The following is an 18,514-nucleotide window of genomic DNA, read 5'->3' on the forward strand; positions in this document are numbered from 1 at the left end:
GCATCCCTCAGAACGCGGACTTTCCGGTGGGCTGGACGATGTCCGGGCCGCCGGTGTGCGGTGTCGGGATGTAGCCGGTGCTCGGCTCCGGTAGCGCCGCCACGCATGCCGTTGAGCACGCGTTCACCAGGAGCGGTAGCACGTCGGTGCCGACCTGGCGGGATATCCACACCTGATGCAGCTCGTGGTCGACCGGACCGGCGCAGATGCTGCAGGTTCTCACTGCGTCAGCGCCCCACACGCCGGGGGCCAGGGCGCTCAGGTCCGTGTCATCGGGGCTGGTGACCGGGCGCAGGGCTGGGAACGGCGGCCGGAACTTGACGTTGCCGAAGAGCACTCGCGTGCTCACAGTGCTGTGACGGAGTTGTGCGCAGCGGGTCAGTTCGTACGGGTACCAGTGCAGTCGATGCGAGGTGTAGGGCTCGAAGATCTCGAGGTTCGTCATGGCGCCGATCTCTGGCGGGATGCGTACCAGGTTCGTGCCGTAGAGCACCAGGTGCTTGACCGCGTTCAGCTTGGCGATCGTGGGCGGCAGGGTGACGATCTGCTGTCGCTCCGGACCGGTGATCTCGGCGAAGGGTTTGAACACCGTTCGACCGTCGGCTGCGGCCTCGTCGATCAATGCCAGGAGATGCCGCCATCCCGCGGACGTGGTGTCCTGGCGGTCGTCGTGGAAGGAGACGGTCGCCGGCCGGGTCGCGACCGAATGCCCCACACACCTGCACCGGTCACGGTCGAGGCTGGTCGACGACGGCCCGGCCGCGTCGGCGAACCGGTTGGGAAACACCTGGGGTGCACTGTCCTCCGCTGCCACGGGAGGAGCGTACCGACGATCGATGGGACCACCGGCAGTCCCTGGTCAGCAGGGATGGCGGTGGCGACCACCTTGGAGCGGGGGTTGACTGCGACAAACAACCGTGGGGAGACCGGATTTCCATGACCACGCATGATGACCTGGCGCATCGCATCCCTCCGCCGCGGCGTTCCTCGGCGGGACCAGTGGACTGGGCGGCTCTGGAAACGCGGATCGGCACAGGATTGCCCAGTGACTACAAGTGGTTGGTCGGGCACTATGGACCTGGGGTGTTCGATGATTTCTTGCACGTCCTGCAGCCGACCGCCGGTCACGAGGCGATCCGCCTCGAACACTGCATCGAACGAATGAACCGGACGCTCGATTACCTTCGTGGCGGGGGCGAAGAGATTCCGTTCAGCAACGATGAGCTCCTGCCGGCTGTGCTGAGTGACAACGGTGACACGGTCTACTGGCGAAGGTGGCCGCGCGACGATCCCGAGCGCTGGACTGTTGTCGCCAATGAGGCACGGGGGACAAACTGGGTATGGTTCGACGGCGGCTTGGTCGCTTTTCTGGCCGCGGCTCTCGATGGTTCGTTTCCGGTGCCGATCTTCCCGGAAGATTTCCCCAGTGAGGAACCGAGGTTCGAACCGTATGACGCTTGAGGCGCGGGCTGTTCGATGTTCGTGGGGGAGCCGGTTTGGGTCGGACCGCGACACTGATGTTCCGAGTCGCGGGCCGGCGCCCCCAGGATGGCCGGATGGCCGGATGCAAGCACACGACCAGCGGCATGAGAGTGCGTTGACGCACAGTGACACGGTGCCTCGGTGTCTTCTGAGATCGCGATCCCGAGCGGAGGACGCGCCAGGAGCTGAGATGTTCGTGGACGAACCGAACGGCTTGAATGGATTTGCGGACGATGCCGCGGTGGCGATCCTCGGTCGCTCGAAGTCGATCACGCGGTGGGAGCCGGCCAACAGGACAAGCCGTCACCGGCCGGCGCCCAGCCGTCCCGCGACGAACCTCGTGGGGCCGGCGGGGGAGGCCGCGAGATCGTCTGATCGCCTTCAAGCCAGCTTCGACGCCAGCACATCGAGCTGCACGACGTCGGGCGGCTTCGCGAACAGCTCGTCGGCCCTCTCCCCGAGCGCTTGGCCGACCTTGCCCTGCAGATGGGCCGTGCGGCCGGCGTCGTCGGGAAAGAAGTCGACGATCGCGTACGTCGTCGGTCCGAGCTTGACGGCGAACCACGGGTAAGTGGCCGGCTCGTCCTCGACCAGCGAACGACCGGCGTTGAGGAACTCCTCGACGTCGGCTTCCTTGCCCGGCTGCGCCTCCAGCGTCACCAGCAGTCCCACCGTGACGGACATGTCTACCTCCTGCAGTTCGTTCGATCTCTGCGGAGGTCAGCATCGGGCAGTGTGGGCGGGCGGCGCATCAGCCCGCCAGGCCTGATATCGATCGTGGTTGTTGACCTGTTGGGCCAGGCCTCAGCTGAAGCTGAGGGCTCCCGCCCATCGCGGCGGACACGGCCTCGTCCCAGAACGCGACGATCCGGCGACAGCAGCCGGTCTCCCGCCGCCCGGATGTCCAGCTGCGCCTGTGTGCTCCCGGGATCGGGTTCGGTGTGACGGTGTCAGAGGCCGGGGAGAGACACTCGTCGTCCTTCGGCGGCTGACCGGCCGATCGCGTCCAGGAGCCGGTGACGTTTGACGGCGTGGGTGAAGTCCGGGGCGGTCGCGGTGCCGTGGGTGAGATCGTTGCGGATCGCCGCGTAGGCGTGCGCCAAGGTGTGCGTCGGTGTTCCGGCCAGCTGAGGGTAGTCGTCGTAGCCGTCGGGCAAGGTCAAGTCCGACAGCCCGGCACGACCGCGCGAGCCGCGGACCCTGGCGGGGCCGAGGTGCGGGTACCCGGTGGCGGCGGTGACCTCGAGGGTTCCCTCGGTGCCGTCGACGAGAAGGGAGAAGCCAGGTCCCGACAGCGTTCCGCCGCGGTGGTGGGCGGAGAGAACGGCTCCGCCCGGCAACGTGCCCGAGACGGCGATCTGGTCCTCGGCCGTCATCGGGACCGTCCGGCCGGTGCCGCCCAACGGGACGAGCGGTCGCCGGACCGCGGTCGAAGCGACTACGTCCTGCAACTCGCCGACGATCATGGACACCAGGTCGATGGCGTGCCCGAAGGCGATGGTGAGCATCGTGGCCCCGAGTGCGCGCTCGAGCGTGTACCGCATGCGCTCGGAGACGGGGGTGCCCCACTCGACCGATGCCGCCAGCACCGTCGCGGACAGCACCTTTCCCACGTATCCGCCGGCGACGAGGTCGGCCAGCCAGCGGGCGGTGGGGGAGGAACGCCCTTGGAGCCCGATGAAGGTACGCGTCCCGCGGGCGGCTCGGTGCAGTTCTTCGGCCTCGGCCGAATCGACGGCGAGCGGCCACTCGCTGAGCACCGGCACTCCCGCCGCCAGCACGGGCAAGATCAGCTCGCGATGCCTGGGCACCTGGACCGCGACGACCACCAAGTCGACGTTCTCGTCCTCGGCGAGCTGCTGGACCGATGCGTAGCCGGGCACCCCGAACGCGGCGCCGGCCGCGACCGCCGAGGCTTCGGAACTCGTCGCCAGAGCGGTCAGTTCCAGGCCGTCGACGGCCGAAAGCGCGGGCAGGTGTGCTCCGGTCGCCCATCCTCCCGACGCGCTCAGGCCCACGATCCCGACACCGATCGGCCGTTTTCCGGGTTCGCCCATCGCCTTCCTTTCGCTTCACCTTCAGATGAGGTGCAGGGGCGTCAGCCCGGCCAGGCGAGCAGCGCGGTGGCGGCGATCTCGTCGAGTTCGGCGGTCCCCAGGCCGTTCGCGGCCTGGACCGCGATGCCGAAGCCCATCGTCATGATGAACCGGGCGAGACGCCTCGGATCGGCGTCCGGCCCGAGGTCGCCCTCGTCGACCGCCCGCCGGAAACGCTCCTCGAGCCGTACGCCCGCGTCGTTGCGCCAGTCGACGAGCACATCGTGCGCCGGGCGGCCCTGCTCGCTCAGCGCCAGTGCGCCCTGAACGGACAGGCACCCGGCGGGGGCGCCGGGCGATGTCGTGGTCCGGACGGCTCCGCGAAGGAACGCCTCGGCCACCCCTCGTGCCGTGGGCTCGTGCAGGGCGCGCGTCGCGTAGGAGGCGGGGCCCTCGGCGTAGCGCTTCACCGCCTTGCGGAAGAGCTCCTCCTTGTTGCCGAACGCGGCGTACATGCTCGACTTGGTGATCCCCATGGCACCGGTCAGATCCGTCAGGCTCGTGCCGTCGTAGCCCCGAGCCCAGAACACCTGCATGGCGCGCTCCAGCGCCTCGTCGATGTCGAACTCCCGGGGGCGGCCGAACGCTGTGCTCCGCGAACCACTCATAGCGCATCCTCCTCGTACCAGACTTTAGTACCGAACGGTCCTGATGTGCTAGCGTTCTGTACCGATCGGAACTTAAAGCGGTCGACCTCACGTCAGAAATGGACACCAGGATGAAAACCACCTCGCTCGGAGGGCTGGAGATCTCCCGCATCGGTCTCGGCGCGATGGGGATGTCGGACTTCTACACCGGAGCCGGCCGGCGGGACGACCAGTCGATCCGCACGATCCGGCACGCCCTGGACCTCGGCGTCACCCACCTCGACACCGCCGAGGTCTACGGCCCCTTCGTCAACGAAGAGCTGGTCGGCCGAGCCATCAAGGGGCGCCGGGACGAAGTCGTGCTGGCCACCAAGTTCGGCCTCGTCTCGCACACCGGGCGCCCCGGCCCGGACAGCACCCCGGCCTCCATCCGGGTCGCCGTCGAGGGATCGCTGCGGCGCCTGGGCACCGACCACATCGACCTCTACTACCAGCACCGCGTCGATCAGGACACCCCGATCGAGGACACCGTCGGAGCCCTGGCCGAGCTGGTCGCCGAGGGCAAGATCCGCCACATCGGCCTGTCCGAGGCGGGCCCCACGACGATCCGGCGCGCGCACGCCGTGCATCCGCTCGCCGCGGTGCAATCCGAGTACTCGCTGTGGACCCGCGACCCCGAAGCGGAGGTTCTGCCGGTCCTGCGAGAGCTCGGCGTGGGCCTGGTCCCGTACTCGCCGCTCGGCCACGGGTTCCTGACCGGCAACATCCGCTCCCTGGACGGCCTCGACGCCGACGATTGGCGCCGCACCAACCCGCGATTCACCGGCGGCAACCTCGAACTCAACCTGCGCATCGTCGACGAGGTCACCGCCGTCGCCGCCGAAGCCGGGGCCACCCCCGCACAGGTCGCCCTCGCCTGGCTGCTCGCCCAGGGCGACGACATCGCCCCCATCCCCGGCACCACCCGCATCGACCGCCTGGAGGAAAACACCGCCGCCGACGGCATCGAATTCACCGAGGCCCAGGTCGCCCGGCTGAACAACCTGGAGTCGGCCGCCGGTGACCGCTACGACGAAGCCAACATGGCCGCCGTCGACCGCTGACCGACGATCACACTTTCAGGGGAACACATGAGAAAGAAAATGACGGTCCTGACCAGAACAGTCGTCGCCGCCATCACTGCAGTCACCGCTGTCGTGGGGACCGGCCTGGTCTCGGCCGATGCCGCCGTGACCGCAAGGCCGGAGTCGGCTGCCGTGTCGAGCGCCGCCGCCCGGACCACCGAATCGCCGCACCGGCCGCCGATCGGCTACCAGTCGAACTACGCGTGGGTGAACGGTTTCCGGATGCACTACCTCCGTGGAGGCAGCGGCTCACCGGTCGTCCTCCTGCACGGTTTTCCGCAGACGTCCGCCGAGTGGGAGCCGCAACTTCAGGCCCTCGCCAAGAACCACACCGTGATCGCTGTCGACCTTCGCGGAACCGGTGACTCCTCGGTTCCGGAGACCGGCTACGACACGACACAGCTGGCTGACGACGTCCACACGCTGCTCGCCCACCTCAACCTCGACAAGGGCATCCAGATCGTGGCCCACGACATCGGCGCGTGGATCGCCTACCCGTACGCCGCGATGTGGCCCACCGAGGTCAGCAGGATGGTGGTGATGGAGGGGCCCATCCCCGACCGGTCCCTCTACACGTTCCCGGCCTTCTCGCCCGAAGGTGAGCTTTCGACGTGGCACCTGGGATTCTTCCAGAAGGACTTCGCTCAGGATCTGGTCCGTGGGCACGAGTTCGAGCTGGTCAAGGGGTTCATCGAGCAGTACCTGGCCGTGGACGGTGCGTTCGGCGCCGGCGACTACGAGTTCTACGCCCGATACCTCCGCGAGCCCGGCCGGTTCAAGGCGTGGATGGACATGTACCAAGCGCTGCACACCGACATCGCCCAGAACGAGAAGTTCCGTGGGGCGGGGATGCTGAAGATGCCGGTCCTGGCCGTCGGTGGCGAAGAGGCGTTGAGCGGTGCCGTCGGTACGCAGTGGAAGGGCTACGCGTCGAACGTCGAGACCCGGGTAATGGCCGACACCGGCCACTGGCTCACCGAAGAACGACCGCGGGAGCTCACCGCGCTGCTGCTCGAGTTCCTGCGCTGACGGCCGGAAACGCTAATACCAGCGGGCGAGTGAGTCCCGGTGACCCGACACCGGGACTCACTCACCTCGGCATGACCGCGCGTCCGCCCGTGACAGAGTTGCTGCCGTGCCATCCGGGCTGACGCAAGGACACGAGGTTGTGCTCGAGACAAGCCGCCTGCTGCTCCGGCCGTGGCGGGTGGCCGAGGCTGTCATCCAACGCGAGCTTTGGGCCGAACGCGATCCACGGGTGCCGCCGCACCGCCGGATCGACGCCGACGGACACCCCACGGTCGAGGAACTCGAGAAAAGGATCCGCACCGACCGGCCATCGTCCCTCGGTTTGCTGGCGGTCGAGCGGAAGGCCATTGGTGACGTCATCGGCCACTGCGGCCTGGTCAACGGCGGACGAGTTCCTGATGGAGAGCCAGAACTGGCGTTCGAGCTGCTACGCCGGGTCTGGTGTCAGGGATACGCGACGGAAGCCTCATCGGCAGTCCTGGACTGGGCGAGATCGTCCGGCCACCGGCGGCTGTGGGCCACGGTCTGGGACTGGAACACCGCTTCTCGCCGTGTGCTGGCCAAGCTCGGGTTCACCGAGACCGAGCGGACGGAAGTGGATCCGGTCCGCGGGACCACCCTGTTCACCGCGAGATGGCTCTGACACCGGCCCTCGCCATTTGTCGCCGAACCGGTGAGCGAGCCCGGCCGGGAGCGGCCGGGCGCCGCTGGTCACTGCGGCTCGCCGAACCAGTGGCCGAGCGCCGGTTCGAGGTCGTCCGGGTTGCCTGCCCAGCACACGTAGCCGTCCGGCCGGATGAGCATCGGTTCGGCGTCAGCGCCCTGGCCCGCGCGGTCCACGCGGTCCGGCCAGAGGGCGGCGACCTTGGCGAACCGATCGGCCGGGTCGAGCAGGACGCCGCGTCCGCGCCGCAGCAGCTCGTGCGACCGGATCGGGCCGAGGTCCAGGTCCGGCGCGGGCAGGCCGACCAGCGGCTCGCCCTCGGTGCCCGGCATCGGGTAGCGGATGCCCATCCCGGACAACGTGTCGTCGAGGTGGTACTGCACCGCACGCAGTCGTGTCAGGTCCGCGAACAGGTCCTTGGCCGCCGCCAGGTCCGGGTTGCCGGTGCTTTCCTGGTCCATCAGCAGGCTCTGCGCCTGGACGTTGCGCAGCACGGCGGCCGCGACCGGGTGGCGTTCGGTGTGGTAGGTGTCGAGCAGGTGCTCCGGGGCCCAACCGTGCACGGCGGCACCGAGTTTCCACCCGAGGTTGAGCGCGTCCTGGATCCCGGTGTTCATGCCCTGCGCGCCGATCGGGAGGTGGACGTGCGCGGCGTCGCCGGCCAGGAACACCCGTCCGTGCCGGTACCGGGCGGCCTGCCGGGCCGCGTTGGTGATGCGGCGGGCGTAACGCAGTTCGAGCAGTTCCACCCGGGAGCCGAAGACCGCGCGCAGCCCTTCGCGGATCTCGTCTTCGGTGACGGGGACCTCGCGGGGCAGCGACCGGCCGGGTCCGCCCAGCGAGAGCCGGCGCAGCGGCCTGCCCTGCGGATCGGAACCGAGCGGGAACACCGCCGCCCAGTGCCCGGCTTCGCTGCGGGCGTGCGTCATCGCCTGGACGTCGCCGCCCAGCCGCACGTCGGCGGCGACGGTGGTCACCGTGCCCGGCCTGCCGGGGAACTCGGCCCCCAGCAGCGACCGCACCGTGCTGCGGCCGCCGTCGGCGGCGACCAGGTACCGGGAGCGGAGAACACCGCCGTCGGCGAACGTCGCGGTGACGCCGTTCTCGTCTTGGGTGAGGCCGGTCAGTTCGTGGTCGCGCCGGACGCGGATGCCTTGTGCGGCAAGGTGCTCCTCGAGGAATCCCTCGATCACCACCTGCGGGATGGACCGCCAGGGGTGGCGGTGCCGGCCGCGGGTGAGCGGGAGCGTGACGCCGGCGAAGTGGGCGATACCGTCCGGGTGGTTTCCAGTGGCCAGCAACGGTTCCAGCAGTCCGCGCTGGTCGAACGCCTCCTGCGTGCGGGATTGCACGCCGCCTGCCTTCGACAGCGTGCTGCGCTGCGGCAGCTTGTCGACGAGGACGGCCGGCACCCCCGCCAGCCGCAGTTCGTTGGCCAGCGTCAGGCCGGTCGGTCCGGCGCCGACGACGAGCACATCGGTGTCCATCGTTTCTCCCCTGGTTGTGTCGATCAGGACGAGCGCAACGCTCCGCCCACCGACGCTGCGGTGCCAGAAACGGACCCAAGGTCGTCGATATCCGACGCTGACTAGGCTGAGCCCGGTGGAATCCGACTACGACGAGCTGGATCGCCGGCTCGCGCACGCTCTGCAGGTCAACGGCCGGGCCCCGTTCAGCACGATCGCCGAGGTGCTCGGCGTGTCGGATCGCACCATCGCCCGCCGGTACGCCCGGTTGCGGTCGGCGGGGGCGGTGCGGGTGCTCGGTGGGGTCGACCCGACGGCGCTGGGGGCGGTGCTGTGGTTCCTGCGGGTGCGGTGCGCGCCCGCCGCGTCGGTCCCGGTCGCCGAGGCGCTGGCCCGCCGCCCCGACACGTCCTGGGTGAGCATCACCTCCGGAGGCACGGAGATCACCTGCACGGTCCGCACCGAGAGCGAAGCCGACAGCGAGGCGTTGCTGCTGACCAAGCTTCCCCGCACCCCACGCGTGGAGGGGGTGACCGCTCACTCCGTGCTGCACGCGTACTACGGCGGTCCGGACAGCCTGATCGCCAAGCTCGGCTCGTTGGGCGACGAGGCGATCGAGCGGCTGCGCCCGCCCCCGGTGCCGCACCGGCCGGGGCCGGTGCGGCTCGACGACGGCGACCGCAAGCTCCTCGCCGCGCTGGCCACCGACGGCCGCACCGAGGTCGAGCGGCTGGCCGCGCTGACCGGCTGGTCACCGACGACGGTCCGGCGCCGGATGACCGAGCTGCGCGAACGCGGTGTGCTGTACCTGGACATCGACGTGGACGGAAACCTGTTCGGTGTCGGCTCGCGAACCATGCTCTGGCTCTCGGTCGCGCCCGCACACCTGGAGGAGGCCGGCGCGGCACTGGCCGGGCACCCGGAGATCGCGTTCGCCGCCGCCACGACCGGGCCGACGAACCTGTACGCGAGTGTGGTGTGCGCGAACCAGCAGGAGCTGTACCGCTACCTGACCACCCGGGTGGCCGCGCTGCCCGCCATCACCCACATCGAGACCGCGCCGGTGATCAAGACCGTTAAGCGGGCCGCCATCCGGACCTGAGGACTGGTTTTCGTCGAGGTCGCGAGGACGTCACCGCCAGCGTGCTCTACGCACACTTTGCCGACCTAGGCCGACGGTGGCGCGAACAGCTGCTCATCGGTGTGAGAGCGCGTCCGGACGGTCGGCCGCTGGTCGAGTTCAGAGGTACTCGACCCCGGTCAGTCTCCGGGCCGCCGCCCAGAGCCGTCGGCCGATGGCCGGGTCGGCCGCCTTCGGGCTGAGCCGAGCCTCGGTGACGCGGCCGCGCGTCTCCGCGAGGCCGGCCGGTCCGAAGAACTGGCCGCCTTGCACGCCGGCTGCGGTGGCGGCATACAGCTGTGGCAGCGCGCCCCGTTCCACCGGCTGGGTGGCCAGCAGACCGAGTCGCGCGACCACCAGCCCGAGCCGGCCACGGTGTTCCCAGGCGCGTGGGGTCAGGTTGGTCCGGGTGAGACCGGGGTGGGCCAGCACGCTCGCGATCGGCAGTCCCGCGGAGCGCAGACGACGGTCCAGCTCGAGACCGAAGATCGTGGTGGCGAGCTTCGACCGGCCGTAGGCGGTGGCGGCCCGGTAACCGCGTTCGAACATCAGGTCGTCGAAGTCCAGGTCGGCGGTCTTGTGGGTGATGGAGCTGAGGTTGACCACCCGCGGTTCCCTTGCCGCGGCCAGGTTGTCCAGCAGCAGGCCGGTCAGGGCGAAGTGGCCCAGCATGTTGGTCGCGAACTGCAGCTCGAAGCCGTCGGCCGAGGTGCGGCGGCGCGGGCCGAGCAGGACCACCCCGGCGTTGTTGACCAGCAGGTCCAGCGCCGGGTGGTCGACGGCCAGCTTGGCGGCGAAGGCGCGGACCGATTCGAGGGAGGCCAGGTCGAGCTCGCGCACCTCGGTGTCGCCGTCGATCCGGCGGGCGGCTTGCTCGCCGGCGGCGGTGTTGCGGACGGCGAGGACGACGTGGGCGCCGTGGCGAGCCAGTTCGGTGGCGGTGACCAGGCCGAGGCCCGAGTTCGCGCCGGTCACGACGGCGACGCGGCCGTGCTGGTCGGGGATGCGGTCGGCGGTCCATCCGGTCATCTGCTGCTCCTGGAGGGCATCGGGGTGGCTGTGCCGACGACGTTAGGACTCGTCCGGGCGGTCTCGGTCGGTTTCGGTTGCCTGGGTCTGCGCGAACTACCCTGCGCACCCGCGGAGCAGCCACACTGGGGGCATGAGCAGTCCGCATCCCTTCGCTCGCGAACTAGGGGATTTCCTGCGGGCCCGGCGCACCCGGTTGCGTCACACGACGTCGGCCTGGAGCCGGGTGGCAGGCGCAAGGTCATCGGGCTGCGGCGCGAAGAGATCGCGCTGCTGGCCGGGCTGAGCACCGACTACTACCAGCGGATCGAGCAGGGCCGCGACGTCCGCCCGTCCGACGACGTCCTGGCGGCGCTCGCCGGCGCGCTCGGACTCGGCGACGAGGAACGCCGGCACCTGTTCGCCCTGGGCCACGCCGCCCGCCGCCCGGCGCCCACCCCGGTGATCCGCGAGCCGGAGCGTGTGCCGGACCGCACCCGCCGGCTGCTGCGGGTGATCGACACCCCGGCGGTCGTCCTCGGCAGGCACCTGGACCTGCTCGACTGGAACTCGATGGCCGAGGCGCTGCTCGGCGACCCGGGCACCTACCCGCCGGACCGGCTCAACATGCTTCTGCTGCTGTTCGACGATGCGCTGACCGCGCAACGGAGCTGTCCGGACTGGGAGACGCAGGCGCTGGACTACATCGGCATGATGCGTGCCGCCGTCGCCACCGACCCCACCCATCCCCGCGCCACCGCGATCGTCGGCGAGCTCAGCATCCGCAGCGCCGAGTTCCGCCGGTTGTGGGCCCGCCACGACGTCCGCGATTCGGTGAGCGGCACCAAGACCTTTCGGGTACCCGCGGTGGGCGACATGGTCCTGGACTGGGACACCTACCCGCTACCCGGCAACCCCGGACCGGTCATGCTGGTGTTCACCGCCGTGCCGGGCAGCCCCGACGCGGAGCGGCTGCGGCTCTTGGCGTCGTGGCACGCGTCCCGCTCCGCACTCGGCTGACGTCGATCTGCTCCCTCGACCATTCGTTCTCGGCGCGGCCGAATAGCGCACCGGTCTCGTCCGCGATCGCGATCCACAGTTCGGTCGGCAGCCGGTGCAGCCGCCGGTGCAGCCGCCGGAACGGTTCAGCCCGAGCACGAGCGGACGGGAACGCAGCCGACCAGCCAAGCCGGCCAGCGCACCGCGCGGCCGTCACCGCAGCCGCCCGATCCAGGGAGCGCGCGGCTCCCCGGTGGATGGACGCCGGCGGCGCGTCCACCGGGCGACCAGCTCGCCCAGGCGTTCCTCGGCCCGGCGGCGGGCGCGTTCGCCCTGGTGGGTGGCGGCCCACAGCTGTCCGGTCTGGCTGATCGGGATCATGACGGCTCCTCCGGTCGTCGGGTGGTTCCGCCAGGACGACGCCGCGCTTCGCCCGGATCGACAGGTCGCCGGAAAACTTTTCGAGGACCTGTCGATTCCGGACCGCGGCGGCGTCGAGTGGGTGAGAAGCTTCACCGGCCGAACAGGAGGAGTCTTGCGGTACATGCTGATGATCTGCGATGACGGCGCGGAGCTGTTCAGCCCGCCGGAGATCGACGCCAAGCCCGAGTTCGTTGCCTGGCTGCGCGACGTCGAAGCGCGGGGCGCCCGCCGGGCCGGGACGCTGCTGCACCCACCCGCCGAAGCCGTGACCGTGCGGGTGCGCGACGGGCGGCGGCTGACGTCGGACGGCCCGTTCGCCGAGACGAAGGAGTGGATCGCCGGCTGCGAGGTCGTCGAGTGCGACGACCTCGACGAGGCCATCGCGATCGCGTCCGCGCACCCCGCCGCCGGGCGGTTCCCCATCGAGATCCGGCCGTTCGGGGAGGACTGAGCGATGAAGTTCCTGATGTGGGTGTGCGTCGACCCCGAGCTCGTCGGCACCGCCGAAGACCACCCGGACGACTGGGTCGCCGAAGCCGGCGCCCGGCGGCTCGAAGGCAGCCAGCTGAGGTCGGTCGCCGACGCGACGACGCTGTGGCCGCGGGACGGCGGCACGTTCGTCTCCGACGGCCCGTTCGCCGAGACGAAGGAGCAGATCGCCGGATACGACATCCTCGACTGCGCCGACCTCGCCGAAGCGATCGACATCGCGGCGGCGCACCCGGTCGCGAAGTTCGGTGCCATCGAGCTGCGCCCGGTGTGGGAGTGACGGACAGCGTCCGCGCGGCGGTCGACGAGGCCTTCCGCGGTGAGTGGGGCCGCGTCGTCGCCACCCTGATCCGGGTCACCGGCGACTGGGACCTGGCCGAGGAGTGCGCGCAGGAAGCGTTCGCCAAGGCCCTGGACACCTGGCCCCGGGACGGCGTGCCGCGCCGTCCCGGGGCGTGGCTCACGACGACCGCCCGCCACCGGGCGCTGGACAAGCTGCGTCGCGGCGCCGCCGAGGCGAACCGGCTGCGGGACGTCGCGGTCACGGCGTCCGCGGGTGACGAGGTGCCGCCGGAGCCGGACGACGTCCCGGACGACCGGCTGCGGCTGATGTTCACCTGCTGCCACCCGGCCCTGCCGCTGGAGGCGCAGGTGGCGCTGACGCTGCGGACGCTCGCCGGCCTGACGACCCCGGAGATCGCTCGCGCGTTCCTGGTGCCGGAAGCGACGATGGCGCAGCGGATCGTGCGCGCCAAGCGGAAGATCCGCAACGCCCGCATCCCGTACCGGGTACCGTCGGCCGACCTGCTGCCCGAGCGGACGGCGGGCGTGCTCGGCGTGCTCTACCTGCTGTTCAACGAAGGCTATTCGGCCAGTGCGGGCGCCGACCTGGTCCGCCGGGCACTGACGGCAGAGGCGATCCGGCTCACGCGCGTCGTCGTCCGGTTGCTGCCGGACGCGCCGGAAGCGAGCGGGTTGCTGGCTCTGATGTTGTTCCACGACGCCCGCCACGCGACTCGCACCGACGACGTGGGGGACCTGGTCACCCTGGCCGAGCAGGACCGCACCCGCTGGGACCGCGCGGTGATCGACGAGGGTGTCAGCGTCCTGGACACCGCGCTGGCCCTCGGCCGGCCGGGCCCGTACCAACTCCAAGCGGCGATCGCCGCGTGCCACGCGACGGCGTCCCGCGCCGAGGACACGGACTGGGCCCGGATCGCCCGGCTGTACGAGCTGGTGGCGAAGCTGAGCCCGTCCCCGGTGGTCGAGCTGAACCGGGCGGTGGCGGTGGCGATGGCCGACGGCCCGGCGGCGGGCTTGGCCCTGACCGACGACCTCGCGGCCGGGGGCCACTTGGCGGGCTACCACCTGCTCCCTGCGACCCGCGCGGACTTCCTGCGTCGACTCGGCCGGCTCGGGGACGCGGTGGCGGCGTACCGGGAGGCACTGGAACTGGCGCCCACGGAAGCGGAACGGCGGTACCTCACCCGGCGGATCGAAGAACTGGATCCGTGACGCGGCGGGCGAGCCGAGCCCGGATCGGCCGGCCGCGTGGTTCACGATGACGGCCTGAAGCCGAGCAATGGCGACGGGCCCGATCAGCAGCGTTCGTCAGGCCCTGGAGCCGGCCAGGTGGCGCCGCCGCTCTTCGGCATGACAGGACGTCGGAGACGGAGCCCGCTCGATGAGGCGCCGTCATCCACGGTCTCGTATCAGCATCTTGGTGGGGCGCAGGCCGTGCGTGCGGTGGCTGGGGCGGAAATTGGCTGGGCGTTTCGCGTTGGTCGCGGAAGACTGCGTCCATGACCAGCGAGGCAAGACGCGCTGTGGTCGCGGCGCTGATCGAGCTTGCGAGAAGCCCCGACTACCGCGACAGGGCTGACGCAGGGCGGAGCCTGGCCAGTTTCGCCGAGATGCCTGAGGCCAGGGGCCCGTTGTTGGAACTCGTGCTGGACGACCGCGACACGTTCGCCACCCGCGTGACCGCGGAGGCCCTGCTCCGGCGTCAAGACCCAGTCGGGCTTGAGGTGGTCGCCTCGGCGCTCGGCGCTATTGGCCCGGACTATCACACTCCCAGCCAGATTGACTGGATTCATACCGCTGTACGTGACGTGTTCATGGTGTTCTCGCGGGACCGGGACGCCGCTGCGCGGGTGTGCGAGGTGCTGGCCCGGGATCCTGACGCGCAGGTGCGCTGTGGCGCGGAAAAGCTGATCGCCGAGCTTGCCGGGATTGACCCGATCCTCCGCCCAGTGCAGGACGACTAGACACCAAGCGCAGCCAGTCGACGAGAGTAGCGAAGTCGGCATATGTAGTTTCCCGACGACTCAGCGGTGCCACGGACACATGCGACTGGGGTCCGACTTTGGTCACCGCCACTATCGCGGCGACGCTGCGCGGCGCTGCCAAAGCGTCCGCTCATCGGCACATGAGGACGTCGCAACGGCCGATCAGCGGCGTGGCAGTGCCTTCGCTGACCTGAGCAGCACCGCGCAGCTCCGGTGAACCGGCACCGTGCCACCGAGTCTGATCACGCGCCCATTCCGCGAAAACAACTCGTCAAGAGTGGATACGAACGAGCATCCTTGTCGTGTGCCCGACGAACGAACCGAGGAGACTCGCGATGCGATCCAGCCCGGGCGCTCCGTCGTACGGGGGCCGGGCGATGATCCGTCGCTGTCGGACGAGGAGCTGATCGCCCAGCGGACAGCCTGGTTCTAGAACTACACCAGTCAGAGAGATGTCGTCGCACCGCCCGACGGTGGGCCCTACACCTGTCCCTGCTGTGGGCATCTGACTCTCCGTGAGAGAGGCGGGTACGAAATCTGCGACGAATGCGGGTGGGAAGACGACGGGCAGGACGACCACGACAGTGCTGTAGTCCGCGGCGGTCCAAACGGGCGTATCAGCCTCGACGCCGCGCGAGCCCACTACGTCGCCAACGGCGGAACCAGATCAACGCACACTCCGCCGCATCGACCCTGTCGACCCACTTGCTGCTGAGCATCACGCCAACGAGGGGCGGATGATCACGAGGGCAGACGCGCGCTCGTCGGCATGATGGGACGTGAGCGCGCGATAAGCGGCATGAGCAGTTGCTCAGACGTTTGTTCGGCTATGCTTCGACCGTGCATCGGGGTGACGAGTGGCCTGGGCTGGACCCACGTTTCAGCGTCCGGCTACGCCATCTCTTCGGCCCCTTCTACTCGGTGCGGATCTTCGATGAGCGGACCGGTGCAGAGGTCCATGTCACGGGAGGTTCGTTCTTGACTGGTCGATCCTCCGTCCGCCGGGCAGTCAAGTACGCCACCGCTCGATACGTTCGACGCGGTGCAGCCGGACGCACTGGTCGGGCATAAGGCGCAACTGCTGAACGCCCTGAATTCGGCACGGGCGAGCGGGGACGACATAGTCTCAGCGTGGATCCTGATCATGAGCACAACCGATGGACAGACGCTGAAGCCGAGCGGGGCTACATCCGCGCACGATTGCGGCTCGTGATCGCGAGCCAAGGAGGCCGCCGAACCCCGATCCACTCCGGTTACCGGTCGCGCTGGGGCTTCCCGCCGGATGTCCATCCGGAAAGCCACGACGCGCCTCTGACGCTGGAGACAGTGAAGACCCTCGCGCCGGGCGAAGGGGCGACGGTGCGACTCCATCCGCTCATGCCTGATCTCTGGCCACTTGTCGGGCCAGGTCTGCGGCTGTCGATGCGTGAGGGCGCCCGAATCGTCGGACTTGCCGAGGTCGTGGAAGTCGTACCTCCAAGCCGATGATCACGCTCTCATCGACTGGGCCGGTGGCGAACGCGCGGTATGCGGCACGACAGCGCGCCTGCGATGTGCTGCGACCTGGAACTCGTCCCGTCCCCGAAGTCCTCCGACTCGAGGTATCAGTTGCAGTGACATGCCAGAATCGATCGGGGTCAGCGGTTCCAGGACGGAATCGAGCATTCCCGATCAGGTGAGCAGGCGAACATGCCGCGGATCGCGCCGATGTCGATGTCCGAGACACTGCCGACCTGTTTGTTGTGGCCGTTGCGGCGTTCCGGGTACAGGTGGAGTGCGCGGCGGTCGGTTGGTCAGCCCGATCGGGTCGTGGACCCAGACATCCAGGGGCAGGCGCGGGCCGGGGCGGCCGATGTTGCAGAACTGGACGACGGTGCGTCCGTTGGTGGTGGGTAGCTGTGCCAGACGCCTTGCTTGTTCCGGACGGGCCGGTTCCTGCCCGGTGGCGGGCATCGCGTTGATCGGGCTAGCCATCGCGGTCAACGGTTGTCGGCGGTGGCAGGCCACTGGGGTGTCTGCTTCAGCCGCAACGAGGTTTCGGCAGCACCGGTGCCACAGCTGTCACCATGGGATGCCGCCGAGGCTGGCTGGCCCGCTATCGACCACGATCAGCTTCTGGACGGGCCATTCATGAGAGTAGGAATCAAGGTCAGCGATCAGCCACGACTCGCCTGGCCTCGCCCGATGGAACCGGAACGTCCCGTTCGTGGTGTTCGTACCAATTATGCAGCGCACTGCCACCGGCTTGTCCAGCTCGTTCACGAGCCGGACCACCTCCAAGGCGAAGCCAAGCCCGTACCGAAGCATCAATGCTTGGTCTTCCTCGGAGATCACCGGCTCACCATCCGGCGACGATCTGACCTTGACCGGCACTGCATCGTCAAGATGGAGGCTACTGACAAAGCACTCCCAGCCCGTCAGGTCCGGAAACCTGCCCGGGGGCTCGTCAGCCCAACCAGAATATCCCGCGAACAGCAGGACCTCGCCGCGCCGAACGACGCCCTCACGGAGGATTTCGCGCAGCATGGGCGGGAGCTCGGCCGGCGGAATGACAGCACCGGTCCCGCTCGCCTCGAGCGCGCTGGCTGCGACATCGTTCATACGCACCGTCAACACGGACGAGAGCTTCTCATCCCGAGCAACCCATTATCCGCCCGTACCCTTGGCGACGATCGCCTTATCGGATGCAACGCTGAGCGTCGTAAGCGCGCGCCGGGACCAGGTTCACGCTTGAGCAGCCAGAGCTTCACCGACAGCACGCACAGAGATCGGTGAGTTCTTGACGCAGGGCGTCTCGTTCCGCGGACAACCTCGATGTGCTCATCGCGTCGTCCGGCCTCCCACGATGCCAGTCTCACGCGACCTGGATGTGGCCCACGAATCATGCGAACCGTTTGCTCGTCGGCATGACCGCGCGGTGGCTCATCAGTACGTGTGTCGAACCGGCGGAGGAACGCCTGCCAGGCCGCATCGACCGCGGCGCGGTCGGGCCGATGCTGGAGTGCCAGAGCCACAGGGATCTCGGGATGGCGTCGGACGGCAGACGTTGGACTTCGCGCCGGGTCACGGTGCCCTCGATGATCGGCAGGGCAGCGTCGTGGCCGGCGCAGGCGTGGCCGGCCATCATCGGACGTTCATCACTGCCGGAGGTTGCCGATCACGAATTCGGCCATCTTCGCGACACCGCCGCAGCGGTCGTTGTCCCAGTAGTTGTTGCGAAGGTCTCTGCCCTCGATTTCGAAAGTCAGCATCTGCTGCTCGGTGACCTCGACCGAGACCGAGCATTCGCCGGGCGCTCTGTACTCGTGGTAGACGACGGCGGGAAGGCCGCTGATCGACGTCTCCGTCCACGGCTCCAGTTCGCCGTTCTTCTTCAGCGGGGAGGTCGAGAGCTCAGTGAGGGTTTTCGGGCTCTGGACCGGCTTCAACGCCACCAGCAGGGCGCCGGCCGGATTCGGCCAGGCGCAGCCGAACGCGGGGAGGGTGGTCCGCGGGGATGGCTGCATCCCGTTCGGTGGGTCGGCCACGACGGCGGCTGCCTGCTCCTTGGTGAGCAGGCTGCACGGGTCGGAGTCGAACTTTGCCAAGTCGAGGGGAGCGTCGACCTGGTCCAAAGGCAGGGGGGCGCCGGTCTGTGCCGGCGCCGGCGGCGTGGAGAGAATCCGTTCCGGTGTCGACGATCCGCAGGCGGTGAGCAGGCTCGCCGAGAGAAGTGTCGTGCACGCGATCACTGATGCCC

The 18,514-nt window shown here is 69.3% G+C and carries 20 protein-coding genes and 1 pseudogene; 12 read left to right on the forward strand and 9 right to left on the reverse strand.

Features of this window, described 5'->3' with window-relative positions:
- Positions 1 to 7: 7 nt before the first annotated feature.
- The gene (locus tag ACIRSS_RS04115) at positions 8 to 814 is read right to left on the reverse strand and encodes a leucine-rich repeat domain-containing protein (RefSeq protein WP_400890273.1); all 807 of its coding nucleotides are present in this window, start codon (positions 812 to 814) and stop codon (positions 8 to 10) included.
- 122 nt (positions 815 to 936) lie between these two features.
- Between ACIRSS_RS04115 and ACIRSS_RS04120 the strand changes: the two genes are divergently transcribed.
- Positions 937 to 1,461 carry a hypothetical protein gene (locus ACIRSS_RS04120; RefSeq protein ID WP_400890275.1) on the forward strand — a complete coding sequence of 175 codons (525 nt, stop codon included), beginning with the start codon at positions 937 to 939 and terminating at the stop codon, positions 1,459 to 1,461.
- A 402-nt stretch (positions 1,462 to 1,863) separates the two neighbouring features.
- Here the strand turns inward: ACIRSS_RS04120 and ACIRSS_RS04125 are convergent, their stop codons facing one another.
- The 3 genes from ACIRSS_RS04125 to ACIRSS_RS04135 form a co-directional block, all read right to left on the reverse strand.
- Positions 1,864 to 2,166: a putative quinol monooxygenase gene (locus tag ACIRSS_RS04125; RefSeq protein WP_400890277.1), complete on the reverse strand. Its 303-nt coding sequence runs from the start codon at positions 2,164 to 2,166 to the stop codon at positions 1,864 to 1,866.
- Positions 2,167 to 2,432: 266 nt separating this feature from the next.
- Positions 2,433 to 3,539 carry a Gfo/Idh/MocA family protein gene (locus tag ACIRSS_RS04130; RefSeq protein WP_400890279.1) on the reverse strand — a complete coding sequence of 369 codons (1,107 nt, stop codon included), beginning with the start codon at positions 3,537 to 3,539 and terminating at the stop codon, positions 2,433 to 2,435.
- A 41-nt stretch (positions 3,540 to 3,580) separates the two neighbouring features.
- On the reverse strand, positions 3,581 to 4,186 hold the full coding sequence (locus ACIRSS_RS04135; protein ID WP_400890281.1) for a TetR/AcrR family transcriptional regulator: 606 nt from the start codon (positions 4,184 to 4,186) through the stop codon (positions 3,581 to 3,583).
- A 110-nt stretch (positions 4,187 to 4,296) separates the two neighbouring features.
- On the opposite strand from ACIRSS_RS04135, the gene ACIRSS_RS04140 reads away from it, so the two are divergent.
- The 3 genes from ACIRSS_RS04140 to ACIRSS_RS04150 all read left to right on the forward strand — a co-directional run bounded on the left by ACIRSS_RS04140 (position 4,297) and on the right by ACIRSS_RS04150 (position 6,961).
- Complete coding sequence (locus ACIRSS_RS04140; RefSeq protein ID WP_400890283.1) at positions 4,297 to 5,268, forward strand: aldo/keto reductase; 972 nt, start codon at positions 4,297 to 4,299, stop codon at positions 5,266 to 5,268.
- Between the two features lie 126 nt (positions 5,269 to 5,394).
- A complete protein-coding gene (locus tag ACIRSS_RS04145; protein WP_400890285.1) occupies positions 5,395 to 6,318 on the forward strand; it encodes an alpha/beta fold hydrolase in 924 nt (307 codons plus the stop codon).
- 106 nt (positions 6,319 to 6,424) lie between these two features.
- Complete coding sequence (locus ACIRSS_RS04150) at positions 6,425 to 6,961, forward strand: GNAT family N-acetyltransferase (protein ID WP_400890287.1); 537 nt, start codon at positions 6,425 to 6,427, stop codon at positions 6,959 to 6,961.
- Between the two features lie 68 nt (positions 6,962 to 7,029).
- On the opposite strand, the gene ACIRSS_RS04155 is transcribed toward ACIRSS_RS04150, so the two are convergent.
- A complete protein-coding gene (locus ACIRSS_RS04155) occupies positions 7,030 to 8,469 on the reverse strand; it encodes an FAD-dependent monooxygenase (protein ID WP_400890289.1) in 1,440 nt (479 codons plus the stop codon).
- 115 nt (positions 8,470 to 8,584) lie between these two features.
- On the opposite strand from ACIRSS_RS04155, the gene ACIRSS_RS04160 reads away from it, so the two are divergent.
- Entirely contained in the window at positions 8,585 to 9,550 is a 966-nt protein-coding gene (locus ACIRSS_RS04160; RefSeq protein WP_400890291.1) for an Lrp/AsnC family transcriptional regulator, read from the forward strand.
- Positions 9,551 to 9,688: 138 nt separating this feature from the next.
- On the opposite strand, the gene ACIRSS_RS04165 is transcribed toward ACIRSS_RS04160, so the two are convergent.
- Entirely contained in the window at positions 9,689 to 10,597 is a 909-nt protein-coding gene (locus tag ACIRSS_RS04165) for an oxidoreductase (protein WP_400890293.1), read from the reverse strand.
- 24 nt (positions 10,598 to 10,621) lie between these two features.
- Between ACIRSS_RS04165 and ACIRSS_RS04170 the strand changes: the two genes are divergently transcribed.
- Positions 10,622 to 11,596, forward strand: coding sequence for a helix-turn-helix domain-containing protein (locus tag ACIRSS_RS04170; RefSeq protein ID WP_400890295.1), 975 nt, complete (start codon positions 10,622 to 10,624; stop codon positions 11,594 to 11,596).
- Between the two features lie 192 nt (positions 11,597 to 11,788).
- Here the strand turns inward: ACIRSS_RS04170 and ACIRSS_RS04175 are convergent, their stop codons facing one another.
- Positions 11,789 to 11,956, reverse strand: a complete 168-nt coding sequence (locus ACIRSS_RS04175; protein WP_400890297.1) for a hypothetical protein — start codon at positions 11,954 to 11,956, stop codon at positions 11,789 to 11,791.
- A gap of 154 nt (positions 11,957 to 12,110) precedes the next feature.
- On the opposite strand from ACIRSS_RS04175, the gene ACIRSS_RS04180 reads away from it, so the two are divergent.
- The 6 genes and pseudogenes from ACIRSS_RS04180 to ACIRSS_RS04205 all read left to right on the forward strand — a co-directional run bounded on the left by ACIRSS_RS04180 (position 12,111) and on the right by ACIRSS_RS04205 (position 16,263).
- On the forward strand, positions 12,111 to 12,449 hold the full coding sequence (locus ACIRSS_RS04180) for a YciI family protein (protein ID WP_400890299.1): 339 nt from the start codon (positions 12,111 to 12,113) through the stop codon (positions 12,447 to 12,449).
- Positions 12,450 to 12,452: 3 nt separating this feature from the next.
- Positions 12,453 to 12,767 (forward strand): YciI family protein, encoded by a 315-nt coding sequence (locus ACIRSS_RS04185; RefSeq protein ID WP_400890301.1) that lies wholly within the window; start codon positions 12,453 to 12,455, stop codon positions 12,765 to 12,767.
- Positions 12,764 to 14,002: an RNA polymerase sigma factor gene (locus ACIRSS_RS04190; protein ID WP_400890302.1), complete on the forward strand. Its 1,239-nt coding sequence runs from the start codon at positions 12,764 to 12,766 to the stop codon at positions 14,000 to 14,002. Before ACIRSS_RS04185 ends, ACIRSS_RS04190 begins: the two co-directional genes overlap by 4 nt.
- A 287-nt stretch (positions 14,003 to 14,289) precedes the next feature.
- Entirely contained in the window at positions 14,290 to 14,754 is a 465-nt protein-coding gene (locus ACIRSS_RS04195; RefSeq protein ID WP_400890304.1) for a hypothetical protein, read from the forward strand.
- 514 nt (positions 14,755 to 15,268) lie between these two features.
- Positions 15,269 to 15,490 (forward strand): annotated as a pseudogene (locus ACIRSS_RS04200) (CPCC family cysteine-rich protein); the annotation flags it as partial.
- Between the two features lie 416 nt (positions 15,491 to 15,906).
- On the forward strand, positions 15,907 to 16,263 hold the full coding sequence (locus ACIRSS_RS04205) for a hypothetical protein (RefSeq protein ID WP_400890306.1): 357 nt from the start codon (positions 15,907 to 15,909) through the stop codon (positions 16,261 to 16,263).
- Between the two features lie 573 nt (positions 16,264 to 16,836).
- On the opposite strand, the gene ACIRSS_RS04210 is transcribed toward ACIRSS_RS04205, so the two are convergent.
- Entirely contained in the window at positions 16,837 to 17,391 is a 555-nt protein-coding gene (locus ACIRSS_RS04210) for a hypothetical protein (RefSeq protein WP_400890308.1), read from the reverse strand.
- 521 nt (positions 17,392 to 17,912) lie between these two features.
- Positions 17,913 to 18,506, reverse strand: coding sequence for a DUF3558 domain-containing protein (locus tag ACIRSS_RS04215; RefSeq protein WP_400890310.1), 594 nt, complete (start codon positions 18,504 to 18,506; stop codon positions 17,913 to 17,915).
- Between the last annotated feature and the right edge of the window lie 8 nt (positions 18,507 to 18,514).

This window comes from Amycolatopsis sp. NPDC101161, from assembly GCF_044768185.1.
Classification (GTDB): Bacteria; Actinomycetota; Actinomycetes; order Mycobacteriales; family Pseudonocardiaceae; genus Amycolatopsis.

Excerpts from the sequence above, each read along its gene's own strand:
- ACIRSS_RS04120 (WP_400890275.1), top strand. The coding sequence starts at position 937 with ATGACCACGCATGATGACCTGGCGCATCGCATCCCTCCGCCGCGGCGT.
- ACIRSS_RS04125 (WP_400890277.1), bottom strand. The coding sequence starts at position 2,166 with ATGTCCGTCACGGTGGGACTGCTGGTGACGCTGGAGGCGCAGCCGGGC.
- ACIRSS_RS04130 (WP_400890279.1), bottom strand. The coding sequence starts at position 3,539 with ATGGGCGAACCCGGAAAACGGCCGATCGGTGTCGGGATCGTGGGCCTG.
- ACIRSS_RS04135 (WP_400890281.1), bottom strand. The coding sequence starts at position 4,186 with ATGAGTGGTTCGCGGAGCACAGCGTTCGGCCGCCCCCGGGAGTTCGAC.
- ACIRSS_RS04140 (WP_400890283.1), top strand. The coding sequence starts at position 4,297 with ATGAAAACCACCTCGCTCGGAGGGCTGGAGATCTCCCGCATCGGTCTC.
- ACIRSS_RS04155 (WP_400890289.1), bottom strand. The coding sequence starts at position 8,469 with ATGGACACCGATGTGCTCGTCGTCGGCGCCGGACCGACCGGCCTGACG.
- ACIRSS_RS04165 (WP_400890293.1), bottom strand. The coding sequence starts at position 10,597 with ATGACCGGATGGACCGCCGACCGCATCCCCGACCAGCACGGCCGCGTC.
- ACIRSS_RS04175 (WP_400890297.1), bottom strand. The coding sequence starts at position 11,956 with ATGATCCCGATCAGCCAGACCGGACAGCTGTGGGCCGCCACCCACCAG.
- ACIRSS_RS04185 (WP_400890301.1), top strand. The coding sequence starts at position 12,453 with ATGAAGTTCCTGATGTGGGTGTGCGTCGACCCCGAGCTCGTCGGCACC.
- ACIRSS_RS04195 (WP_400890304.1), top strand. The coding sequence starts at position 14,290 with ATGACCAGCGAGGCAAGACGCGCTGTGGTCGCGGCGCTGATCGAGCTT.